This window comes from Haemophilus sp. HMSC066D02, assembly GCF_001810545.1.
Classification (GTDB): domain Bacteria; phylum Pseudomonadota; class Gammaproteobacteria; order Enterobacterales; family Pasteurellaceae; genus Haemophilus_D.
In genome coordinates this window covers 350,215-373,110 of sequence record NZ_KV801805.1, presented here as the reverse complement: position 1 = coordinate 373,110, position 22,896 = coordinate 350,215, and the positions used below count along the sequence as shown (strand labels likewise).

Below are 22,896 nucleotides of genomic sequence, written 5' to 3'. Positions count from 1 at the left end.
GCTTCAAATTCACGCGTAGACTCGGTGATTTTTTCCTTTTTACCCCACTAAAACCGACGTCATGCTGAGCGATCCTGCAATCAGGTTATCGTTGAAAAACGTAATATCGTCTTGTGGTTCGCGTAATGCCATGATGTACAGCAACGGCAAATAATGATCTGGCGTAGGCACAGAAAGCTCGGCTTTTTCACCTAACTGGTCATAATGCACTAAAGTTTCATCATCTTGTGTCGCAATCGCCTGATTGACTGTTTCACGGAAAGCAAACGCCCAGTCATACCCCGCACCGATTTGATCAATATGTTCCCAGCTTATCGCTCTTAGATTATGCACAATATTGCCACTGCCAATAATCAACACACCTTGTTCGCGCAAAGCAGCTAATTTTTTCGCCAAATTAAAATGCCAGTCTGCTGATTGCAAACGGTTAAGGCTCAGTTGCACCACGGGAATATCAGCATCAGGATACAGATATTTCAATACCGCCCAAGCACCATGATCAAAACCACGCGTTGGATTTAGCTCAACATTTTCCGGCTGTAATAATGACCGCACTTGCTCCGCCAACTCTGGCGAACCAGGTGCGGGATATTGCACTTGGCTGAGTTCATCAGGAAAACCGTAGAAATCGTAAATCATTTCAGGGTGTTCACCTGATGTCACCTGCAAACGGCTGCTGTACCAATGCGCTGAAATCATCAAAATGGCTTTTGGTTTTGGAAAGTTTTGTGTGATTAGGCTGAAATTCTGATTGAACGGGTTTTCTTTATCTAACACGTTCATCGGGCTACCATGCCCAACAAACAATACAGGCATTTTTTTCATTATTTTCTCCTCAATATTTGATGGGGCAGATTGTACGGTTAAATCTTTGTGTGAAAAATACTACTTTATGAACAACATCTTTTACTAATCAGAAATAATGAATAATGAGGTTTAGAGAGATTGATGTGTTAAATAAGGTAAATATTACAAAGTGGGGTTAAATTTTACGAAAATTTTACTTAAAATTTACTTCATTTACAGTTTATTATCTTTATATTTAGGCGTATGATGGCAATTAGTTTTACATACCCCCTAAATTTATTTAGGTAAATATATTATTTCTATTTAATAGGAGATTGAATAATGAAAAAATTATTCACAGCGGTACTTTCTGCGGCAGCCATTGCTGTACCTTTTTTTGCTTCTGCGAATACTGCGCCACAAACAGAACAAAGTGCAGTACAACCGGAAAAAGCAAAAGGCGTTTGGATTGATGTACGTTCAGCTGAGGAATTTAACGCAGGTCATTTACAAGATGCGGTGAATATTCCACATGATAAAATCATTGAAGGTGTTAAAGCGATTGGCTCAGATAAAGATGCACCGATCAACCTTTACTGTCGTAGCGGTCGCCGTGCCGAAGCCGCACTCACTGAGCTGAAAAATGCAGGCTATACCAATGTAACCAACCATGGCGGTTATGAAGATTTGGTAAAAAAAGGTTTAAAATAAACAACGCATCATTTAACGTAAAAATCCCCTAGATTAAGCATTTAGGGGATTTTTTGTATACGATTTTTTTCAACAAACCATGATAGACTAATATCTAATCAATCCTTCTATACTAATGTGGGGAGACTATATCAAGAATATCTTTGAGAGAGTTTCCAACGGACCTCTAGATTAGTGGTAGTAAAATGATATCAAATGAGATTCAAAAATTACTTTCAAATATAACAAAATCTTTAACTAAGGTTGATGTAAAAGACTTGGATGCTTTTATTTCAAGTGAGTTTACTCATGTAACCAATATTGATTTTCATAGATATGAAATCTCTCATAGGGAAGTCATTAATGTTAAATTTTCTTTGAGCTCATTTCGTGGCGCTTTCATAATGTATAGCTCATTTACTAACTGCAGTTTTGTTAATTGTTCTTTTGTCACAACATTGGTCAGTAATACAAAATTTACCAATTGTACCTTTACTGATTGTGTATTTAGGGCGATGCATATAGAAGATAATGTAATACGTAATTGCACTTTTAAAAACTGTTTTATTGGAGATAACATATTTTCTTCAGATGAAAGTGTAAGTTGTTGATTTGTATCTATTACGTATGTGAAATATGTGTAAAGTCTTTAGACTAAGTTATAGTTGATTTGATAATTTAACTTGCCTACTAAGGTTATAATGTTATGGATATAAGAAAAGAATCTAACGATTATATTTTAAAATTAAACGGTGATGAGGTATTGGTTTTTTTTGAATGGATCGTTAAGTTTAATAAAGATAATGAACTAAGTGATAAGGCTGAACAAAAGATATTATCTAACTTAGAGTGTTTATTAGAGTCTGTATTAGAAGAACCTTTTATGGAAGATTATAAAGATATAATAAATCGAGCAAAAAGATACATTATTGATAATTAATTAGTGTAGGTGACCTCTTCCTTATAACGCACATAACAACCAGTTAAATGAGTAACGAAACCTTCTATATTCTAAAGTGCGGTCAAATTTTTCAGTATTTTTGCAAATGCTCTTCAAAACTTGACCGCGTTTATTTTTACTTCAATTTAGCAGTAGTACCTTGTTTAAAGTCGTTTTTTCAATGTCGGCAATATTGCATCCCAAGCGGTTAAAGCCTCTTTCTCGCTGAGTGGCGAACCTTTGGTATTTTTCTTATTGGTACCGAAAGTCATCTTAAATCTCACACTGCCATCATCTTTTTCCCAGATAAATAGATATTGATTTCCCTGCCACTTAACCAGTTTTTCACTGCCAGCCATACCATTGATGTTGCGCTTTTCTTTGCGGATGGTACTGTATTTTGCCCACGATATCAGTTTATCCCAGGCACTATCTTTAGCGAAAAGATCTCGTTCTAATAGTGGTTTATCACCTTCCTCCAAAGCTCCACCTGTCGTTAGCTCGGCATAAACGTCTTTATAGTCTTTGATTTTGATGCCCGCACTGCCAAAAAACGGCTCAGTTCCCTTATCGGCAATAAATCCGTCTGTTAAACAGACACCTTGTTGCTGTGGCATTTCAGTATCTTTACGATCTCTCAACTTGTCGAAAAAATTATTCCGTATTAGTCCAATAGCTTCGTCAACTTTACTTTTCTCCAGTTGCTTAAGGTTTGGGGGAGCTTTGCCGTTAACAGGCATAATGCTTGAAAGGGTTTTAATGGAATAGGCATCATTCTTGCCTAACTTGAAATAGAAATAGACATAATAGATCATGCCTTTTAGGTGCTTTGACACCGAGTGTTCCCATGAACCAGGAGCCTGTGTGACCATCGCTATCGCTTTATTAGGAATAACCGTGCGGTTTTCTATAAAACTCTCGTTTCCGTTATATCCTTTTTCTTTAACCTCTAATACGGATTCTACTTCCAGATTCCAATAATCTGGTCGCACAATTATCTGCCAACCATTATATCGAAGCCAACCAGTCCCACTTATACGGTTAGATGGTAAGTTAATTTGGTAACGCCCGCTGCAAAATGGCTGTTCAGTCCAATACGTAGCCGCTTTTTGAGCATAATTGCTCGCTGTATTTTCTAGTGCTGAGTGAGTTTGGGCATGTTGACTGCAAGAAGACAGCATAACACTAGTTAAAACAGTGCTATAAAACATTAGTCTAGAACATTTCATCTTCGGCATGTGATTTCTTCCTTACTGTAAATTTGAGAATGCTAAATAAAATGGAATTTTTGCTAACGTTTTTCTTTCCATATTGCTCTTAGTCAATAAGTTTACATGTCTTTATCGTAAAGTGCAACTTTACACTATTCATAAAGGTATCGAGTTAATTAAGAGGGGATTCAATATATTTTAGAGAGAATAAAAGGCCTTTTGATATTTCAAAAGACCTTTTTCACGCCAAAGTGCGGGCAGATTTTCGTTTACTAAATACAATAATCTTCTTTTAATAAGTGACGATAGGCATAAAGATAAGATGCGCCGACAAATGCTGCACCACCCGTGACATTGCCTAAAAAGACAGGAATCATATTGAAGAAGAATTGGCTCCAAGTCACATTAGCACCAGCAAAAATTCCGGCAGGAATAATAAACATATTAGCGACAAAGTGTTGTAATCCGATAAGCACAAAAATCATCACTGGGAACCATATGGCTAGGATACGACCGGAGGTTTGTTTGGCGCCAAAATAGAACCAAATCCCCATGCAGACCATCCAGTTACAGGCAATGGCAGAAATAAAGGCGCGACCAAAATCCATTTGTACTTTAGCCTCAGCGATAGCAATGGTTTTAGCAGAGGCAGTCCCTTCTGATAAACCGACATAATGCCCTAAGAAATAGGCCATAAACAGCGCACCGAGCAGGTTGCCCAAACTCACTACAATCCAGTTACGAAATAATTTTTTAAGGCTTACTCTTTTTGTTAAACGGCCTAATGCCATCATCATCATATTTCCCGTAGCTAATTCACCACCACCGATTAGAATACAAATCAAACAAATAGGAAACACGGCCGCACCAAGTAATGTCGATAGCCCACTCCACTCAGGAGGAATACCGCTCACGACTTTTAAATAGGCCATATAACCAAAACTCACATAACCGCCACCTAAAAAACTTAAAATAGCCAGTGTTTTTAGGTGTCCTTCCGACTTAGCATAACTTTTATCAATAACATCTTGTAAGATTTCGTGGGGATAAAGATCGCGATGCTGCATAGTTGTACCTCTAGTGAAAATAAGATAGTAAAAATGTAGCAAAGCACATAGAAAAACCGAAAGAATTGTTAAATATATGTACTGATTTTTAGTTATAACGAAATTGAATAATAATCCGAACCTAAAATTAGGTGTCTAGGTTCTTTTTTGAGGGGCAAAGAGCAGTCGGTGGTGGAACAATGTCGCCCAAGTTAGAAACGGTATAAGGAAACATCGTCTGTTACATTTTTCTATAAATCAAAATCCGCGTAAATTCAGTCGGGTAGTCCAATCTGAATGTCGTACTGGGTGAATGGTAGAGGCGAAACTCAACGGTAACGTTAGGGTATTTATCGATAGAAAATTCATAGGAAGTGAAAAAATATGTGGTTTCATCAAAAACTGTTCTCAGTGTTTCTGATTTTTCCTCACTTTTTTTAAGATTCAGATGAAAGTATTTTGTCAATTCATCTTTGTCAAATAGGATATTTATTGAACCTTTGCTTTCACCCCAATAGAGATTAAGTTTCGTATTCTGTTTTAACTCTTTAGGTACAACCAAATGAACCTTTGATTTTTCCAAAGTGTAGCTTGTATAACCGTTTTTCATGTTTGTATGAGTAAGAACCTTGATATTCCTACGTTTATATTGCAATGAATCAGGATCAACAGATTGTTTTTTCTCCATAATTTCAGATGCAATATCAATTATTTCTGCTAAATAGGCTTTTTCCAATTGGATTTCTGTTTGTGTCATGGAAAATATATTTTGCGAATAGAATAATAAAAAAATAACAGATAATTTCGAAAGGATTTGTTTAAAATTTTCCATATATTCTTACTCCTGAAGATGTTCAAAGGAAATAAAGCAAAGATACATCGTGTTCTTTTTTCTGGTTCTAGTAATGTTGCTTATCTAAGATATGTTCTCCTTGATATTTATACTATTTTCCAGTATTCAAATAAAGATATATTAGATTCGGATGCTGTGCAATAAATTGAGTATTTATTGTGTTTTAGTACTTGAGCGAGATAAGGCGCACGAATAATTGATGTCAAAATGAGAGATAAAAAAGAGACCTTTCAATGAAAGGTCTCTCTTCATAAAACAATGTTATATGAATAATTTGTAAAAAATCTCCAAAATTATGCAGGATTTGGGTGTTTGCAAATTAAAATAACTTATTTTGCCTTCAATTTTTAACCAGTCAAATTTACCATTTTTGCGCCGTAAAGCCCCGTTCTTCAGGTTGGGGATATAGCTTTTTTGACTTTTTCTCTTGCCCACTCTTCGTATTGGGAAGTTTGATTTTTAACTGGTTTTAAATTCATTTTGCTATGATATTCTGTTTAAGGTTTTTATTATTATACCTAATGAATGTTTAAATTGGGGTGTTCACGCAAAAACACATTGACTGCTTTAAATCCGTATGTGGTACTGTGGTGATGGTTATTTTATTTTCTGATATTTCAAAAGCTTGCGGCTCTCTTGTCCAGACAAGTGATTTGGGATGGAATGTGTGCATTATTACTCCTGAGTAATGAGACTGTATTATAGTAAAGATTTCATACATATTGAAAAACAAGCGGTAGGATTTTGAGAAAAATTTGCAAATTATTTTTTCAAATCCCTTGAGCTTAACCCTAGGTTAAGCTTTAACATGATGTCCATTCAATCTCAATAAAAAATAAGGACATCTTATGAAATTACATAAATTCACCCGCTCATTGTTGCTTTTAAGTTTAGGCATAACCGCTTTTGCTCAAGCACAAACACTTTCTATGGAAGTGTGGAAAAGCCCGACTTGTGGCTGTTGTAATGAATGGATCAGCTATATGCAGAAAAACGGTTTTGAGGTTAAAGTCAACGAAACAGGCAATTATGATGCTCATAAGCGCTTTAACATTAAATATGAACATGCTTCTTGCCACACAGCCGTGATTGATGGCTATGTGATTGAAGGACATGTACCTGCTGAGGATATCAAACGTTTACTCGCAGAAAAACCCGATGCAATAGGCTTGTCTGCACCGGGAATGCCAATTGGTTCACCAGGTATGGACGGTGAAGCATACGGCGGACGCAAAGATCCTTATGATGTTGTTTTGATTAAGAAAAACGGTGAAAGTGAAGTGTTTAAATCCTATAACCAATAGGGGGGGAAAGAATGAAACGTCGAGATTTTTTACGTTATGGAATTGGAATTAGCTTAGCCAGTAGCTCGTTTTATAGCCTTGCGAATATGATGAACCACGCACAACATGGCAATATGGCGATGATGCATTCAGTACCTACTGGCCTAATGCCAACTGAGGCAATGCCTTCAGGTTTATCGCTTAATGGGATATTACCAAAACTTGCTAATCAATCGACTCAAGCTGGACTGTTCAAAGCCACTTTAAAAGCAGAGCCAATTAAAATTCGCCTCGCAGACAATAAAGAAACGGAATTTTGGGCTTATAACGGACAACTACCAGGGCCACAAATTGAAGTATTTGAAGGCGATGCCGTAGAAATTGAATTTATCAATCACCTACCACAACCCTCAACAGTACATTGGCACGGCTTAGATGTACCAAATGAAGCGGATGGTAACCCGATGGATATGGTTGAACCGCAAGGGAAAAAAGTCTATCGCTTTACGCTACCTCAAGGCAGTGCTGGGACATATTGGTACCACCCTCATCCACATGACCATGTTTCCGAACAAGTCTATAAAGGCTTAGCAGGCACTTTCGTTGTTAAAGCGAAAAATGATCCGCTTGCACACCTTCCTGAACAACATTGGGTGATTTCCGATCTGCGTTTAAATGCCGATGGCACCATTCCAGCAAACACGATGTTAGATTGGATGAACGGTCGTGAGGGTGAATTTGTGTTAATCAACGGTCAATATCAGCCCCAGATTCAAGTGAAAACGAATGAACGAATCCGTCTTTGGAATGCCACTAGCGCTCGTTATTTTCGTTTAAACATTCCAGGGGTGAAATGGATTGTGGTGGGTACCGAAGGTGGTTTACTTGAAAAACCTCGCTCGCCTGTTGATGAACTGCTACTTACACCAGCCGAACGCGTTGAAGTGATTATGGTGGGTGAAACGCAAGGAACAGTCAATTTACAAAGCGGTTATTATGATCGCCGTAAGATGATGGTGCAAGAACAGCCTAAAGATCTCACTTTAGCCACAATTCAGGTGAAATCAGAACCTGTTCAGTTACCTGAAAGCTTAAGGTCCTTCCCTAACTGGGATGAGCCAAAGCAGGTTCGCCAAATTCGCTTTAGTGAAAAAATGATGAACCATACGAATATGCCAATGATGAATAACGGTACACATCACGCTACTACAACACCAACGGACAACCCTATTCCACCAATGATGAATGGTATGTTCTTAATCAACGGTCAAACCTTTGATATGAACCGTATTGATTTTGTTGCCAAATTGAATGAAGTGGAACAGTGGGAAATTTTCAATGAAAGCCATATGGATCATCCGTTCCATTTGCACGGCACTCAATTTGAAGTGATTCAACATACATTAAACGGCAAAACCTTCAAGCCAGAAGGCAGGGCGTTAAAAGATGTAGTCAATTTGCGCCCTTATGAAAAAGTGATTATTCGCTTTAAGCAAGGACACACTGGGTTGAAAATGTACCATTGCCATATTTTGGAACATGAAAATCTCGGTATGATGGGGATGTTTAAAGTGGAATAGTGGTATCTAACCATAAAAAACAGAGGGATTTTCGTGAAAATTTGTAAATCGCGAAAATCCCACTGCGTATTGATAATCTTGTACCAATACAATTCAGAATGGTTGTTTCTATTTTATAGTAAAATGTAAACCATAAAGTTATTTAAAATCAAATAATTAGGCTATTTTTGTTCGCTTTTTAATCAGGGCTGTGTAAAAATAAAGTATGAAAAGATTAGATTTCATACTTTATTTTTACACAATATGCTTGCTATGAGATACCAAATTGACAATGTTTATCTATAAAATCCTTGAAAGAAGGAAAAGCTGGTAGATTATAGTAGAAATTATCACGTTCAACTCTATAAGAGGCATTGCTAAATTTGAGTATGCTGTTTTTTACGCTTATTGATTATAGTAGTTTAATCTGTTTTATTCCACTTCCATCCCTTTTCCTAATATCTTTTAATTTCGATAACTCATCCACCAATCTTGATACCCTCTATATACTTATTATTATAAAAACATTAAAAATGCTTGTTGAAAAATGTGTTAGTATACAAAAATCTATATTTTTATAAATGAGGGTAATTTAATGTGGTCAGATACTGAATCTAAAGAAGACTATCTCAATTTTGGTGAAGTATCCCAAATTGTTACTGAAATATTAGAAACTGAAGCTATGCTACCAGTTTCAATAGGTATTTTTGGTAATTGGGGCGCAGGTAAATCCTCTCTGTTAAATTTGATTGAGCAACAAATCAAACCTGATGAGTGGATTGTGATTAAATTTGATGCTTGGCTTTATCAAGGATTTGATGATGCCAGAACAGCTCTTTTGGAAACTATTGCAAACCATTTGATTCAAGCTGCCAAAAATAAAGAAACCATCTTGCAAAAATCCAAAAATTTATTAGCTAGAATTGATGGTTTGCGTTTGGCTGGCTGGCTTGCAGAGGGGGCCGCTTTAGCCGCAGGTTTTCCAACTTTTGGTTTGGTTTCAAAAATATTTGGAACAGCTCAAAATGCTTTGGACGGTATTCAAGATGCAACAGAAAGTAAGCAAGTTGTAGAAACAGGAAAAGAAATTGTTGATTCAGGAAGAAAACTTATCGCTCCTCAAAAACAGCAAACTCCACCACAACAAATCGATGAGTTTAGAAAAGAATATGGTGAGATATTACAGGATTTAGGTAAAAAGTTAGTTATTGTGATTGATAACCTTGATCGCTGTCTACCTGCTAATGCTATTCAAACATTAGAGGCAATTCGTTTATTCTTATTCTTAAATCGTACAGCTTTTATTATCGCAGCTGACGAGGAAATGATCCGCCATTCAGTTGCCGAACATTACAAAGATTTGTCGTATCGGCATCAAATTGATTATTTGGACAAGCTCATTCAGATTCCTATTCGTGTACCTAAAGCAGGTGTTCTTGAAATTCGTGCGTATTTGTATATGCTGTATGCTATTCATCAAAAAGTGCCACCCGAAAAATTAGCAAACTTACGCCAATTTTTAGAAACTCATTTGCAACAATCTTGGCAAGATCAATCCTTAAATCCAGAACAAGTAGCCAAAACTATTGAAGAGCAACATAATCAAGCTCTATTGTCAGATTTTGAACGCGCAAACAGAATAGCTCCTTTATTAGCAAATTCACCTAATATTCACGGTAATCCTAGAATTGTAAAACGTATTTTAAATACCATTAAAATGCGTGCCCAAATCGCAAACAAGCGTCAAATACCGTTAGAGGAAGCGATTATTACCAAATTGGTGATTTTTGAGCGATGTGTGGATTCTGATGTGGTAACAAATTTTTATCAGCGTATTAATGAAGAAGAGGGTAAACCTGAATTATTAAAAGAGCTGGAAAATAACAATGAGCAAAATTTATCAAAACTCTCTGAAAATAAGCCTATTCAAGCATTTATCAAAGAATGGGCAAAGTTAGAGCCCAAATTATCCAATGTTGATTTGCGCGCGGCAATCTATTTATCTAGGGAAACCATACCGCTAAATACTTATACTGCTCAACTTTCTCAAAAAGCCCAACAGGCTTTAAGCATTTTACTTAAAGCTACATCAAGAACTGGTTCACAAAATACCCAAAATGCCATTCAGGGATTAATAATTGATGAACAAATCTCCGTTATGGAAACCTTAATTGAACAATTAAGAAAAGTGGATAATTGGGATAAAAGTCCAAATGGTTTTGTGGGGGCTTGTTTGTTGGCAGAAAATTCAGAAGATGGGGCAAGAATCTTAAACCGTTTTATTATTGAGTTAAAACAAAGTGTAAAAAAACCTTGGTTAAATACGGCTTTAAAAAATGCAAATTGGTATAAGGAATAATAAATGGGTACTTCACAGTCTAGCGTAGGACCAAATGGTCGTTCACCCTTACTGCCCTCTTGGGTTGATAACAATCAAGCACAATTACAACCCCCAGACCCACAAAGATTAAAGGGATTGCGTCAGGCAATCGGTAGGGCTGTACGAGGTGGTGGACGTGACGATGTCCGTAAAGCACTTGGTCATTATGCACGAAAAGCCAGTGGTGGTAAGCATACAGCCGTCCAAAAATTGGGGAAAATTACCCAAGCGGGTGCGAGCTTATTTGGCATTTTTTCAGACAACCAGCAACAACAATATTCAGTTAATTTACATAGTTTAAATGGGCAGCCTTGCGATGAAGCCATCAACCAGATTACCGAACTTTTGGCTGGTCATCACGGTGATTCAGACAAAATTCGTTCTGCAATGAATATTGCTTTATCAGAAGCATTGGAAGGAATGACAACTTTTGATGAAAACAGTATTTCAGTTGAAGTTATTGCTAAGATGATGATTTGTTATTTAACTGAAAGCATTTTTCTACAAATTGCACACGATGCTGGTAAGGCTTGGAAAAAGGGCGATAATCCTGTACAAATTGCCGAAGCAGAAAATGATTTACGGCAACTCATTCGTGAAGTAGTAGATGTTAAGCTTGCCCCTAAATTTACGGATGATGTTTGCCAGTTAACAATTGAACAAATGCAAGAAATTCAAAACCAAGCTATTTTGGAAATTTGGGAAGAATGGGAGGATTATTGATGACTCAATTGGTTTTTCATCACGACATTAATCAATTAAATAACTTACCAAATGGAACAATACCTGTTCATTTGTATGGAATGGGCAATAAAAAACTACAAATTGCCCATATTGGTAATATGGTTTTAGATAGTGTGAAAAGATTAGGTATTAAACTCAATAACCAAGTAATGGATTTTCTAACCATTGCCATGGCAGTAACGGCGGCAGATACTTTTGTTTTACGAAAAGATACTGCCAATGGCTGGTGTCGTTCCTTTTCTATTACTTTACCATTATGCCAGCCAGATATTTGGCAAGCAAATAAAGTTCATTTAGAACAGATTTTACACTTTTTAAGTGGTGATATTTGGGAATTTGATTTTCAGGCAGGCGGACAATTACCGCCACAGACCTATAAATTAAGTGGCAGAACCAAATTGGTAGATTTAAGAAATAAAGACTGTGTTTGTTTATTTTCAGGTGGTTTGGATTCAGCAATTGGGACAATTGATTTATTGGAGCAGGGCCATTCACCGGTTTTAGTTAGTCATTCTTATAAAGGTGATAAATCACGTCAGCAAGCCATTATTCAGCAACTTAACCAAAATGGTTATATTAATCAATTTTCCCAATTTAATGCGATTGCACATCCACGTTTAAATAATGGTGGGACTACTGAAATCACAATGAGAACCAGAAGTTTAAATTTCTTAGCATTTGCAGTTGTATCAGCTTATGCATTACAGGAAGTCGTGCAAAAAGGGATTGATATTTTTGTACCTGAAAATGGGGTAATTTCAATCAATGCACCTTTGACACCTCTCAGAATAGGTACTTTGAGTACCCGTACCACACACCCTTATTTTATCCAAGAAATACAAAAATTGTTCACTGCGGTCAATATTCCTTTCACTTTAAGAAATCCTTATCAATTTAAAACCAAAGGGCAAATGATAGCAGAATGCAAAAATTTACCATTATTACAGCAAATTATCCCTGATACTGTTTCGTGTAGCCATTGGAAACGCAAAAATCAACAATGCGGGGTTTGTGTTCCATGCCTGATTCGTAGAGCGTCATTGCATTATGCTGGTATTACCAATGATGCCCAATATGAATTTAATGATATTCGGCAAATTTTAATAAATCGGGACAGAAGAGATGATTTATTTGCTTTAATAAGTGCTATTCGTCAAAAAAATCATCGCAACATCAATCAATGGGTTTTACAAAGTGGCTCACTACCCACTCAACAATTAAGTCAGTTTGCAAATGTTTTTATGACTGGGTTGGATGAAGTGGAGCAACTTTTAATAGGAAACCAAATATTATGATGGATATGCACTGCCATTTGGATTTATATACTAATCCACAATACGTTGCAAAACGATGTAAAGATGAAAATATTTATGTCTTATCTGTTACAACTACACCAAAAGCGTGGTATGGAACAAGTTCATTAGCAAAAGATTGTCCTCGTATTCGTACCGCCTTGGGATTGCATCCCCAACTAGCTCATGAACGTTGGCAAGAATTGGAATTGTTTGATGCATTATTAAACCAAACTCGCTATGTGGGTGAAATTGGTTTGGATGGCGGAAAAGAGTTTAAAATACATTGGGAAACACAATTAAAGGTCTTTCGCCATATTTTAAGAAGCTCAGCAAAATCTGGCGGAAAAATATTAAGTATACATTCTAGGATGAGTGCAAATGCTGTACTAGATGAATTAAGTCAAGTAAATGATAACTTGCCAATCCTTCATTGGTTTTCAGGCACAAAGCAACAGTTAAAACGAGCGATTGAAATGGGCTGCTATTTTTCTGTAGGACCCGCAATGTTAAGCAGTAAAAAGGGTTATGAGTTGGTCCAAATCATGCCAATAGAAAAAATATTAGTTGAAACTGATGGACCTTTTGGGAATTTTAAAACGCAAGCTTTATTCCCCTGGAATGCCAATATTACCATTGCAATATTAGCAGATATGTGGGGGATGAATCTTTCAGAAGCTGAGAGTATGTTGAAACAAAATCTCTTTAGCTTAGTTTCAAAACATATATAAGCTATAAGCTTACCTATCAAAATTATCAATTACTTCCAATAACTCAAATTCCTTATAATATCTCTACCTACAATCTCAACTCAAACCATTACTCTAATGGTTTGAGTTATTTAATTATAGCCAGACTTTCGTCTGGCTATAATTAACGTAAAAAAGAGAAACCTTGTCATATATGGTTTCTCTGGGTTTTAATGATTTATTTTTTACTAAATTCAAGTATATAGAACTCAGAATGGAATGTTATCATCAAATGCGTCCATTGGTGGCTCAGCTTGTGGCGCTGGCGCAGATTGTGCTGGACGAGATTGATAGCTTGGTTGTGGTGCTGATTGTGCAGGTGTATAACCGCCCATCTCTTGATTACGACCACCTAACATTTGTAAGTTATCACCTTGGATTTCAGTGGTGTAACGATCTTGGCCGTTGTTATCTTGCCATTTACGGGTTTTTAAACGACCTTCAACATAAACTTGTGAACCTTTGCGTAAGTATTGACCCGCAATTTCCGCTAAACGACGATATAACACGATGCGGTGCCATTCGGTCACTTCACGACGTTCACCTGTGTTTTTATCTGTCCAGCTTTCACTTGTTGCCACGCTGATATTTGCTACCGCTTCGCCATTTGGCATCGTGCGGATTTCAGGATCATTACCTAAATTACCCACGATGATTACTTTATTAATACCTGCCATAGAATCCTCTATATTTTAGAAATAAGATGAAAAATTTTGGCTATTTTGCCTTAAAAGAAACAAAAGATCCATAAAAATTAACTGGATATTTGCACAGATATTGAAATATGCGATAATGGTCACAATTTTTGAATTTATTTTCTTAAGGCAATCGCTTTTTCTATGGATACTATCGACATTCGTGGGGCTAGAACCCACAACCTCAAAAACATCAATTTAACTATTCCGCGCGATAAATTAATTGTGATTACAGGCTTGTCTGGTTCGGGCAAATCTTCTTTAGCATTTGATACGCTTTATGCGGAAGGGCAGCGCCGTTATGTGGAATCGCTTTCTGCTTATGCGCGTCAATTCCTTTCTTTGATGGAAAAGCCGGATGTGGATTCGATTGAGGGTTTGTCGCCAGCGATTTCTATTGAGCAAAAATCCACTTCTCATAACCCGCGTTCAACCGTGGGCACGATCACCGAAATTTACGATTATCTGCGTTTGCTGTTTGCTCGCGTAGGGGAGCCGCGTTGTCCTGATCATGATGTGCCATTAACGGCACAAACCATCAGCCAAATGGTGGATAAAGTTTTAAGTCTGCCAGAAGAAAGCAAAATGATGTTGCTTGCGCCTGTGGTGAAAAACCGTAAAGGTGAGCATGTTAAGTTGTTAGATAGTTTAGCGGCACAAGGTTATATTCGTGCAAGAATTGATGGTGAAATCTGTGATTTATCTGATCCGCCAGAACTTGCTTTACAGAAAAAACATACCATTGAAGTGGTAGTGGACCGCTTTAAAGTGCGGTCAGATTTAGCTACACGTTTGGCTGAATCCTTTGAGACGGCTTTAGAGCTTTCTGGTGGTACAGCAGTTGTGGCAGATATGGATAATCCTAACGCTGAAGAATTGGTTTTCTCGGCGAATTTTGCTTGTCCGCATTGTGGTTATTCTGTACCGGAATTAGAGCCTCGCTTATTCTCATTTAATAACCCGGCTGGGGCGTGTCCGACTTGTGATGGCTTAGGTGTTCAGCAGTTCTTCGATGAAAGCCGAGTAGTGCAAAATGAAAGCATTTCCCTCGCAGGTGGTGCGGTGAAAGGTTGGGATCGTCGCAATTTCTATTACTATCAAATGCTTACCTCATTGGCGAAACATTATAAATTTGATATTGAAACGCCATACGAAGACTTGCCACAAAAAATTAAAGATATTGTGATGCACGGTTCAGGCAAGGAAGAAATTGAATTCCAATACATGAACGACCGTGGCGATGTGGTGATCCGCAAACATCCTTTTGAAGGGATTTTGAATAACATGGCGCGCCGTTATAAAGAAACGGAATCTATGTCTGTGCGCGAAGAATTGGCGAAAAATATCAGTAACCGACCTTGTGCAGATTGTGGCGGCTCGCGTCTTCGTCCAGAAGCTCGAAACGTGTATATCGGTAACATTAACTTACCTCAAATTTCAGAGAAAAGCATTGGTGAAAGCCTTGAATTTTTCCAAGGGCTCACCTTAACCGGTCAAAAAGCACAAATTGCGGAAAAAATCCTGAAAGAGATCAGAGAGCGGTTAGAATTCTTAGTGAATGTGGGTTTGAATTATCTTTCCCTTTCTCGTTCTGCCGAGACTCTTTCGGGCGGTGAAGCACAACGTATTCGTCTTGCGAGTCAGATTGGTGCGGGCTTAGTGGGTGTCATGTATGTGTTGGATGAGCCTTCTATCGGTTTGCACCAACGCGATAATGAGCGTCTGTTAAATACGTTGATTCATCTACGTAATTTAGGCAACACCGTGATCGTAGTAGAGCATGATGAAGATGCCATTCGAGAAGCCGATCATATTATTGATATTGGCCCTGGAGCAGGAGTACACGGTGGCCAAGTGATTGCTCAGGGGACAGCCAAAGAGATTATGGCGAACCCAAATTCGATTACGGGTAAGTTCTTATCGGGTGAAGAAAAAATCGAAATTCCGAAAAAACGAACCGCACTTGATAAAAGCAAACTTCTAAAATTAAAAGGTGCGACAGGGAATAATCTGAAAGGCGTAAATTTAGAGATTCCAGTAGGCTTATTTACTTGTATCACGGGGGTATCAGGTTCAGGTAAATCAACGCTAATTAATGATACGTTATTCCCATTGGCTCAAAACGCCTTAAATCGTGCGGAAAAAACGGATTTTGCGCCTTATAAATCCATTGAAGGCTTAGAATATTTCGACAAGGTGATCGATATTAACCAGAGTCCAATTGGTCGTACACCTCGTTCTAATCCAGCGACTTACACGGGATTATTTACCCCAATTCGTGAATTATTTGCGGGCGTGCCAGAAGCGCGCGCACGTGGTTATAACCCAGGACGTTTTAGTTTTAACGTGCGTGGTGGACGTTGTGAAGCGTGCCAAGGTGATGGTGTGCTTAAAGTTGAAATGCACTTCTTACCGGATGTGTATGTGCCTTGTGATCAATGTAAAGGTAAACGCTATAACCGTGAAACCTTGGAAATCCGATACAAAGGTAAAACTATTCACCAAGTATTAGATATGACGGTAGAAGAAGCCCGCGAGTTTTTTGATGCGATCCCAATGATTGCGCGTAAATTGCAAACCCTAATGGATGTAGGCTTGTCTTATATTCGTTTAGGTCAGTCTTCTACCACGCTTTCAGGTGGTGAGGCACAACGCGTTAAGTTAGCGACAGAGCTTTCAAAACGCGATACTGGTAAAACCCTTTATATTTTGGATGAACCGACAACCGGCTTGCATTTTGCTGATATTAAACAACTTCTCGAAGTGTTACACCGCTTGCGCGATCAAGGCAATACTATCGTGGTGATCGAACACAACTTAGATGTGATCAAAACCGCAGACTGGATTGTGGATCTTGGTCCAGAAGGGGGCAGTGGCGGTGGTCAAATCATCGCGACAGGCACACCGGAAGAAGTCGCCAAAGTCAAAGGTTCTCACACCGCGAGATTCCTAAAAGACATCTTAACAAAAGGCTAGAAAAAATAACCGCACTTTTGAAGATCATCAAAGTGCGGTTATTTTTTTGAGGTTTTTTAATGGCGATTTCCAAAAGGCGGTTTGGCAAACCAGACGATTATGAATAATGCTAGGAAAGTAATTGCCGATAGCCAGAAAATCTCATTCGCGCCAATAATAAAGCCCTGAGCGGTGATTTGTCTGGCAAGATATGATGCTGTTTGTTGTTCGTTTAAACCAAAACTTGCCATCGTCTGGAAGAACTGTTGGGAAATTGGATTATATGGAGTAATCGCTTCCGTGAGTTGAGTATGATGCACAGCTTCACGGTTATACCACATAAATGTTGTGAGGGATGTTCCTACCGAACCAGCAAGGGTTCGAAGGAAATTAAATAAACTCGATGCCGAAGCCATTTTTTCGGGAGGTAAACCTGAGAGCGTAATTGTGGTCAGCGGCATAAAGAAGCAAGCAACCGCTAAACCTTGCACAAATTGTGGCAAGGCAACATCGGCAAAGGTCATGTCAGGCTCAAAGGTCACAGCTCGCCAATAAAAGGTCAGGGCATAAACCATAAAGCTGATTGTGACTAAAATTCGCATATCAATTTTATGCCCTAATTTACCGATGATTGGCGAAAGTAAAATCGGGAATAATCCCACTGGGGCGGCTGCGAGCCCTGCCCAAGTCGCGGTGTAGCCATAAACTTGTTGGAGTAGAAGTGGGATAAGTACAACCGATCCTAAATACACTAAAAAAGCGAGACTAGTTGAAAGGCAGCCTACGCTAAAGTTGCGTGATTTGAAAAGTGAAATATCTACAACGGGATTGTCATCCGTCAGTTCCCAAATAGTGAGCGCGATCAAACACACAACCGCAATCACGGTGAGAACAATAATCTCCGTTGAATTAAACCAATCTTGCTCTCTTCCTTGATCCAGCATTAATTGCAAGCAGCCTACGCCAAGAACTAATAAAACAAGCCCAACGGTATCAATAGGTTGATGAGATATTTGGCTTTCTCTATCGCCTAGAATTTTCCAACTCATTAAGACGACGGCCAATCCAATGGGAACATTGATGAAAAAGATCCAACCCCAATGAATGTTATCGCTGATCCAGCCGCCTAAAATGGGCCCAAAAATAGGAGCGACCACCACGGTCATTGACCAAAAAGCCAGCGCCATGCCTCGTTTTTTAGGCGGATAGTTATTGAGTAATAAACTTTGCGAAAGAGGAATGATTGGACCGGCTACTGCACCTTGGATGACACGGCAAATAATCAACATTTCCAAACTGTGTGAAATGCCACAAAGCCAAGAGGCAAGGACGAAAAGTAAGGTTGAGATTAAAAATAACCGCACTTCACCAAAACGTTTTGCCAGCCAACCGGTGATAGGAATTGAGATTGCATTGGCTACACCAAACGAGGTGATGACCCATGTCCCTTGGCTAGACGATGCGCCTAAATCACCTGCGATAGTAGGAATGGCAACGTTAGCGATGGTGGAATCCAATACCTGCATAAAAGTGGCAAGCGAGAGCGCTAACGTGAGAATAACCAGTGCACCGCCTTGTACCGGCGTAAAATGAGATTGCGACATCGTGAAACCTAATAGCTATTGTCGCGAATAATGGATTCGATCAAATTATTGACCGCACTTTCATCATATTGTAGCACATTGGTGGAATAAAGCGTTGTAGATGGTGCTTGATTACGCAAGGTTTCGCCTTGGCTATCACTGATATTTACTTTCACGGTGGCAGAAAGCCCAATGCGTAATGGGTTTTCAGCCAGTTGTTGCGGATCTAATTGAATACGCACTGGCACACGTTGCACCACTTTGATCCAGTTACCGGTCGCATTTTGAGTAGGCAATAATGAGAATGCACTGCCTGTACCCATTTCGATTCCCACCACTTTTCCATCAAAAGTTTTATCTTTTCCGTAGAGATCGAAGTGAATTTTAACCGGTTGACCAATTCGCATATGGGTTAATTGTGTTTCTTTGAAGTTAGCGTCTAACCACATTTGATCAGTAGTCACCACCGCCATTAATGCCCCGCCAACAGAAACTGCTTGCCCTACTTGCGCATTACGACGAGCCACATAACCTTTAATTGGACTGCGGATTTTCGTACGTTCTAAATTCAACCATGCTTGTTTCAAATTACTGACCGCACTTTGAATTTGCGGCTGTTCACTTAAAGGGCCATCTAGCAATAAGGCTTGATTTGCCTCAAGTTGGTTTTGTGAAGTCGTTAAGTTTGCTTTGGCGAGTTCAACCGCTTCTTTGGCGTGTTGGAAAGATTCTTTATCAATCGCGCCATCTTTCACTAATTGCACACGACGGTTCAAGTTTCCTTGTGCTTGAGCAAGGGTAATTTCATTCGCACGAACGGCGGATTTCAATTGTTTTACCGTGTAATTCAGTTGAGAAACTTGGCGAACGGCATTGGCTAAATTACTTTTAGCTTGCTCAAAACTTAATTTGGCATTGGTATCATCCAGCTCTAATAACACATCACCAGTCTGTACGGGATCCATATTATCGACATTAATTTTCGAAATATTTCCCGCGACTTGTGATGAGACCATTACCTGATTGCCGCTCACATAGGCATCTTCGGTTTCTTCAAAGTCTTTAATAAAGAAAAACCAATAAGCCGCAGAACCGATTGCAATCAAAAGAAGCAACAGAATAAAAATGGAAAGCCCTTTTTTACGTTGTTGAGATTTATTATTTGAGGACGTTTGTGTATCTGTTTGTTGATCGGACATAATGCGAGCCTTATGAGAAAATGCTGAAGTAAAAGGCTTCAGCCTATAAAATATGAATATTCGTTCATTATGAACGTGAATTAAAATTATTTCAAGAATGACCGCACTTTGGCGTAATAAAGTACATAGTTCAAAGGCTACCTTTCAACGTCGTATTAGTTTACCCGCTGCGTCCTTATGTTAGAACTTATAAGAGTTTGTAATGAATTTTATCAAGGCAGAGAGTGGGATTTTGTTATAGTTTATAAGTATAAAAATAAAATAAATATGTGTTTGTTTTTTTAAGATAATTTATTTACATACTTTTACAAAAATTATATTGAAAATGCCTAGATTTTATTAAGCGTGTGTTAGATAATGGGGATTGGTTTCTGCTTTTGCGTTTTGAGGTAGGATCATCGTTTTATAATAGTTAAATTTATGCAAAGGAGTTTTATTTTTTTATGAATAAGATTTTTAAAGTGATTTGGAATCGTACTACTCAGTCGTTGGTAGTAACGTCCGAATTAGCAAAAGGGCAAGTGAAATCATCTTGTGACACGCACGGGGAGAGCAAGTCCTCATTAGGCAAAATTTTTAAATTATCGGCATTATCTTTATTGCTTTTAGATGTAACGGGTATTGCATATGCTGCAATTCCTGAAGGCACAGTGACTCGAACTGCTGGTCAAGCGATAGCAATTGGTAGTGGAAGTTGGACGGATGGGCCTGGTGCTGTTGTTGTGGGGGCATCATCAAAAGCAACTGGAGGGGTTAAAGGTATCGCAATTGGTCATACTGTTTATGCTAATGGGCAAGATGCAGTCGCTATTGGTTCGAATTCAAATGCTCAAACTCAATCTGTTGCTGTAGGACGTTTAGCTAATGCTGCAGCTAATGGTGTAGCTGTCGGTAATACTGCAATTGTTCGTAAAGATAATGCGATAGCAATTGGTGCTGAAGCTGAAGCTGCTGGACTTAATTCTACTTCGATTTCACAGGGTGCTAAAGCAGTAGGTGCATATAGTGTTGCTGTTGGTCCTGAGGCTAATGTTACTGAGGCCGCGAATTATGGTTCTGCATTTGGGGCAAATGCATTTGTAAGTGGCGCTTCAGGTACCGCTTTAGGTACTAGAGCGAATGTAACAGCTACTGGCGCAGTAGCAATTGGTATGCTTGCTAAGACTGGTGTTGAGTATGGTGTGGCATTAGGTGCGCAATCTGAAGCTAAAGAAAATAAATTCGATGACTCAGCTAAAAAAGCAACATTTAATGGCAAACCCGTTGATTTTGCTGGCACTACAGGTTTTTCTGGAGCAGTTTCTGTTGGTACAGAACAACAACAACGCCAAATCCAAAACGTGGGTGCTGGTCGCCTAAGTAGCACTTCTACAGATGCTGTTAATGGTAGCCAACTTTATGCAGTAATGACTAATGTGGGCTTTAATGCTGCAGAAAATGGTTTATCAAAAGCACGTATTAACAATGATAGTAAGCTTAATTTTAAAAATGGAACAGAAACTATTGCAACTGTTTCTAGCACTGGTGATGTAGTTTACGATCTTTCTACTACAGCTAAAGCTAATATTAGCAATGCATTAAGCACAGCAACTGTAGCTAACACAACTGCTAATGCGGCTAACACAACGGCTAATGCAGCTAACACAACGGCTAATGCGGCTAATACAACTGCTAATGCGGCTAACACAACTGCTAATGCGGCTAATACAACAGCTAACGCAGCTAATACAACAGCTAATACAGCATTAGATGCAGCAAATCAAGCATTAAATACAACTAACTATTTCCATGTAAATAATGGTTCTAATGATGCGTCTTCTGATGCTGCTAAAACTACTAATAATGATAAAGTTGGTTTAGCAGGTGGGGCACAAGGCAGAAACTCTATTACTGCAGGTGTAGAAGCCACTACAACAACAGCTGCAGCTGGTGCCGTTGTGATGGGGTATAAATCTTCAGCAGCATCTGAAGATGCAATTGTAATTGGTTCTGGTAGTGCTGTTTATACTGATGCAGCAAATGCAACAGTCATTGGTAAAAACTCAAGCATAAAAGCGGGTAGTACTAATGCAACTCTATTAGGTTCTAACTCAGAAGTTCAAGCTGGTGCCCAAAATGCGACTGTTGTTGGTCAATTCTCTGCTGCAGGTAAAGATTCTGTGAATGCAACCGTTGTAGGTTCAAGAAGTTATGTTCGTCCAAATACGAATGATGGCACAGCATTAGGTCATTACGCTGGTGTGGATAACAGCACAACAAATGGTACATCAGTTGGTGCTCGCACTTGGGTTGGCGAAAACGTGAATAATGGTACAGCTTTAGGGGTATATAACCTTGTTGGTAATAATACTCAAAATACCATTGCTGTAGGTGTTGCAAATAACGTAAAAGATGGCGTTAAAAATAACACGATTATTGGACACGGGAATACTATTGCATCAAACGGTACAACCGTATTGGGTAATAACTTAAATATCGCTGCTGGTTTAGATGAAGCAGTTGTATTAGGTAATCATTCAACTACAACAGGTTCTCATACTATTGCAAATGTAACTGAAGCAACTGTGGGTAATTTAACCTATAGTGGCTTCAAAGGAACCGTTGTAGGTGCCGGTAGCTTCGTAAGCGTCGGTGCTGCAGATGATGAGCGTAAATTGATCAATGTGGCAGCAGGAAATATTTCCGCAACTTCAACAGAAGCGATCAATGGTTCACAACTTTATGCAGTAACCTCGCAATTAGATAAAACAAACGAAACAGCGAAAGCAGCAGCTTCAGCGGCAACATCAGCTGCGGAAGTGGTTAATAACAATTTAGATAAAATTGAAAGTGCGGCATCTGCAGCTGTAAGCTCTGCTACAGCCGCATCAAATAGTGCATCTTCTGCACAATCATCTGCAACCGCAGCAAGCTCTTCAGCTTCAGCAGCAG

Annotated in this window: 17 protein-coding genes; 10 read left to right on the top strand and 7 right to left on the bottom strand. The window is 38.6% G+C overall.

From position 1 onward, the window contains the following. Positions 1-39: 39 nt before the first annotated feature. Positions 40-825 carry a 4,5-DOPA-extradiol-dioxygenase gene (ygiD, locus tag HMPREF2750_RS04425; protein WP_070582754.1) on the bottom strand — a complete coding sequence of 262 codons (786 nt, stop codon included), beginning with the start codon at positions 823-825 and terminating at the stop codon, positions 40-42. Between the two features lie 303 nt (positions 826-1,128). On the opposite strand from ygiD, the gene HMPREF2750_RS04420 reads away from it, so the two are divergent. Together HMPREF2750_RS04420 and HMPREF2750_RS04410 are read left to right on the top strand one after the other, a co-directional pair. Then, positions 1,129-1,497 (top strand): rhodanese-like domain-containing protein, encoded by a 369-nt coding sequence (locus tag HMPREF2750_RS04420; RefSeq protein ID WP_014064271.1) that lies wholly within the window; start codon positions 1,129-1,131, stop codon positions 1,495-1,497. A gap of 685 nt (positions 1,498-2,182) precedes the next feature. Further along, positions 2,183-2,416, top strand: coding sequence for a hypothetical protein (locus tag HMPREF2750_RS04410; RefSeq protein WP_070582750.1), 234 nt, complete (start codon positions 2,183-2,185; stop codon positions 2,414-2,416). A gap of 164 nt (positions 2,417-2,580) precedes the next feature. Here HMPREF2750_RS04410 and HMPREF2750_RS04405 read toward each other — a convergent pair whose 3' ends face one another. The 3 genes from HMPREF2750_RS04405 to HMPREF2750_RS04395 all read right to left on the bottom strand — a co-directional run bounded on the left by HMPREF2750_RS04405 (position 2,581) and on the right by HMPREF2750_RS04395 (position 5,505). After that, positions 2,581-3,654 carry a T6SS immunity protein Tli4 family protein gene (locus HMPREF2750_RS04405; RefSeq protein WP_070582749.1) on the bottom strand — a complete coding sequence of 358 codons (1,074 nt, stop codon included), beginning with the start codon at positions 3,652-3,654 and terminating at the stop codon, positions 2,581-2,583. 245 nt (positions 3,655-3,899) lie between these two features. Next, positions 3,900-4,694, bottom strand: a complete 795-nt coding sequence (locus HMPREF2750_RS04400; RefSeq protein WP_070582747.1) for a formate/nitrite transporter family protein — start codon at positions 4,692-4,694, stop codon at positions 3,900-3,902. A 220-nt stretch (positions 4,695-4,914) separates the two neighbouring features. After that, the gene (locus HMPREF2750_RS04395) at positions 4,915-5,505 is read right to left on the bottom strand and encodes a hypothetical protein (protein WP_070582745.1); all 591 of its coding nucleotides are present in this window, start codon (positions 5,503-5,505) and stop codon (positions 4,915-4,917) included. Between the two features lie 869 nt (positions 5,506-6,374). Between HMPREF2750_RS04395 and HMPREF2750_RS04390 the strand changes: the two genes are divergently transcribed. From HMPREF2750_RS04390 to qatD, 6 genes are all read left to right on the top strand, one after another. Beyond that, positions 6,375-6,830, top strand: coding sequence for a DUF411 domain-containing protein (locus tag HMPREF2750_RS04390; protein ID WP_005612095.1), 456 nt, complete (start codon positions 6,375-6,377; stop codon positions 6,828-6,830). Positions 6,831-6,841: 11 nt separating this feature from the next. Further along, positions 6,842-8,389: a multicopper oxidase family protein gene (locus tag HMPREF2750_RS04385; RefSeq protein ID WP_070582743.1), complete on the top strand. Its 1,548-nt coding sequence runs from the start codon at positions 6,842-6,844 to the stop codon at positions 8,387-8,389. 574 nt (positions 8,390-8,963) lie between these two features. Further along, a complete protein-coding gene (locus HMPREF2750_RS04380) occupies positions 8,964-10,727 on the top strand; it encodes a KAP family P-loop NTPase fold protein (RefSeq protein ID WP_070582741.1) in 1,764 nt (587 codons plus the stop codon). A 3-nt stretch (positions 10,728-10,730) separates the two neighbouring features. Continuing rightward, complete coding sequence (locus HMPREF2750_RS04375) at positions 10,731-11,471, top strand: hypothetical protein (protein WP_070582739.1); 741 nt, start codon at positions 10,731-10,733, stop codon at positions 11,469-11,471. Next, positions 11,471-12,787, top strand: a complete 1,317-nt coding sequence (qatC, locus tag HMPREF2750_RS04370; RefSeq protein WP_070582737.1) for a Qat anti-phage system QueC-like protein QatC — start codon at positions 11,471-11,473, stop codon at positions 12,785-12,787. Before HMPREF2750_RS04375 ends, qatC begins: the two co-directional genes overlap by 1 nt. Beyond that, the gene (gene qatD, locus HMPREF2750_RS04365) at positions 12,784-13,515 is read left to right on the top strand and encodes a Qat anti-phage system TatD family nuclease QatD (protein ID WP_070582735.1); all 732 of its coding nucleotides are present in this window, start codon (positions 12,784-12,786) and stop codon (positions 13,513-13,515) included. Before qatC ends, qatD begins: the two co-directional genes overlap by 4 nt. 227 nt (positions 13,516-13,742) lie before the next feature. Here the strand turns inward: qatD and HMPREF2750_RS04360 are convergent, their stop codons facing one another. Continuing rightward, positions 13,743-14,210 carry a single-stranded DNA-binding protein gene (locus HMPREF2750_RS04360; protein ID WP_049357843.1) on the bottom strand — a complete coding sequence of 156 codons (468 nt, stop codon included), beginning with the start codon at positions 14,208-14,210 and terminating at the stop codon, positions 13,743-13,745. 162 nt (positions 14,211-14,372) lie between these two features. On the opposite strand from HMPREF2750_RS04360, the gene uvrA reads away from it, so the two are divergent. Next, entirely contained in the window at positions 14,373-17,204 is a 2,832-nt protein-coding gene (gene uvrA / locus HMPREF2750_RS04355; protein ID WP_070582733.1) for an excinuclease ABC subunit UvrA, read from the top strand. Positions 17,205-17,260: 56 nt separating this feature from the next. Here uvrA and HMPREF2750_RS04350 read toward each other — a convergent pair whose 3' ends face one another. After that, entirely contained in the window at positions 17,261-18,787 is a 1,527-nt protein-coding gene (locus tag HMPREF2750_RS04350; RefSeq protein ID WP_070582731.1) for a DHA2 family efflux MFS transporter permease subunit, read from the bottom strand. A gap of 8 nt (positions 18,788-18,795) precedes the next feature. Then, on the bottom strand, positions 18,796-19,965 hold the full coding sequence (locus HMPREF2750_RS04345; RefSeq protein ID WP_070582729.1) for an EmrA/EmrK family multidrug efflux transporter periplasmic adaptor subunit: 1,170 nt from the start codon (positions 19,963-19,965) through the stop codon (positions 18,796-18,798). 443 nt (positions 19,966-20,408) lie between these two features. On the opposite strand from HMPREF2750_RS04345, the gene HMPREF2750_RS04340 reads away from it, so the two are divergent. Then, a partial coding sequence (locus HMPREF2750_RS04340; RefSeq protein ID WP_148130006.1) for an ESPR-type extended signal peptide-containing protein occupies positions 20,409-22,896 on the top strand: 2,488 nt, incomplete at its 3' end.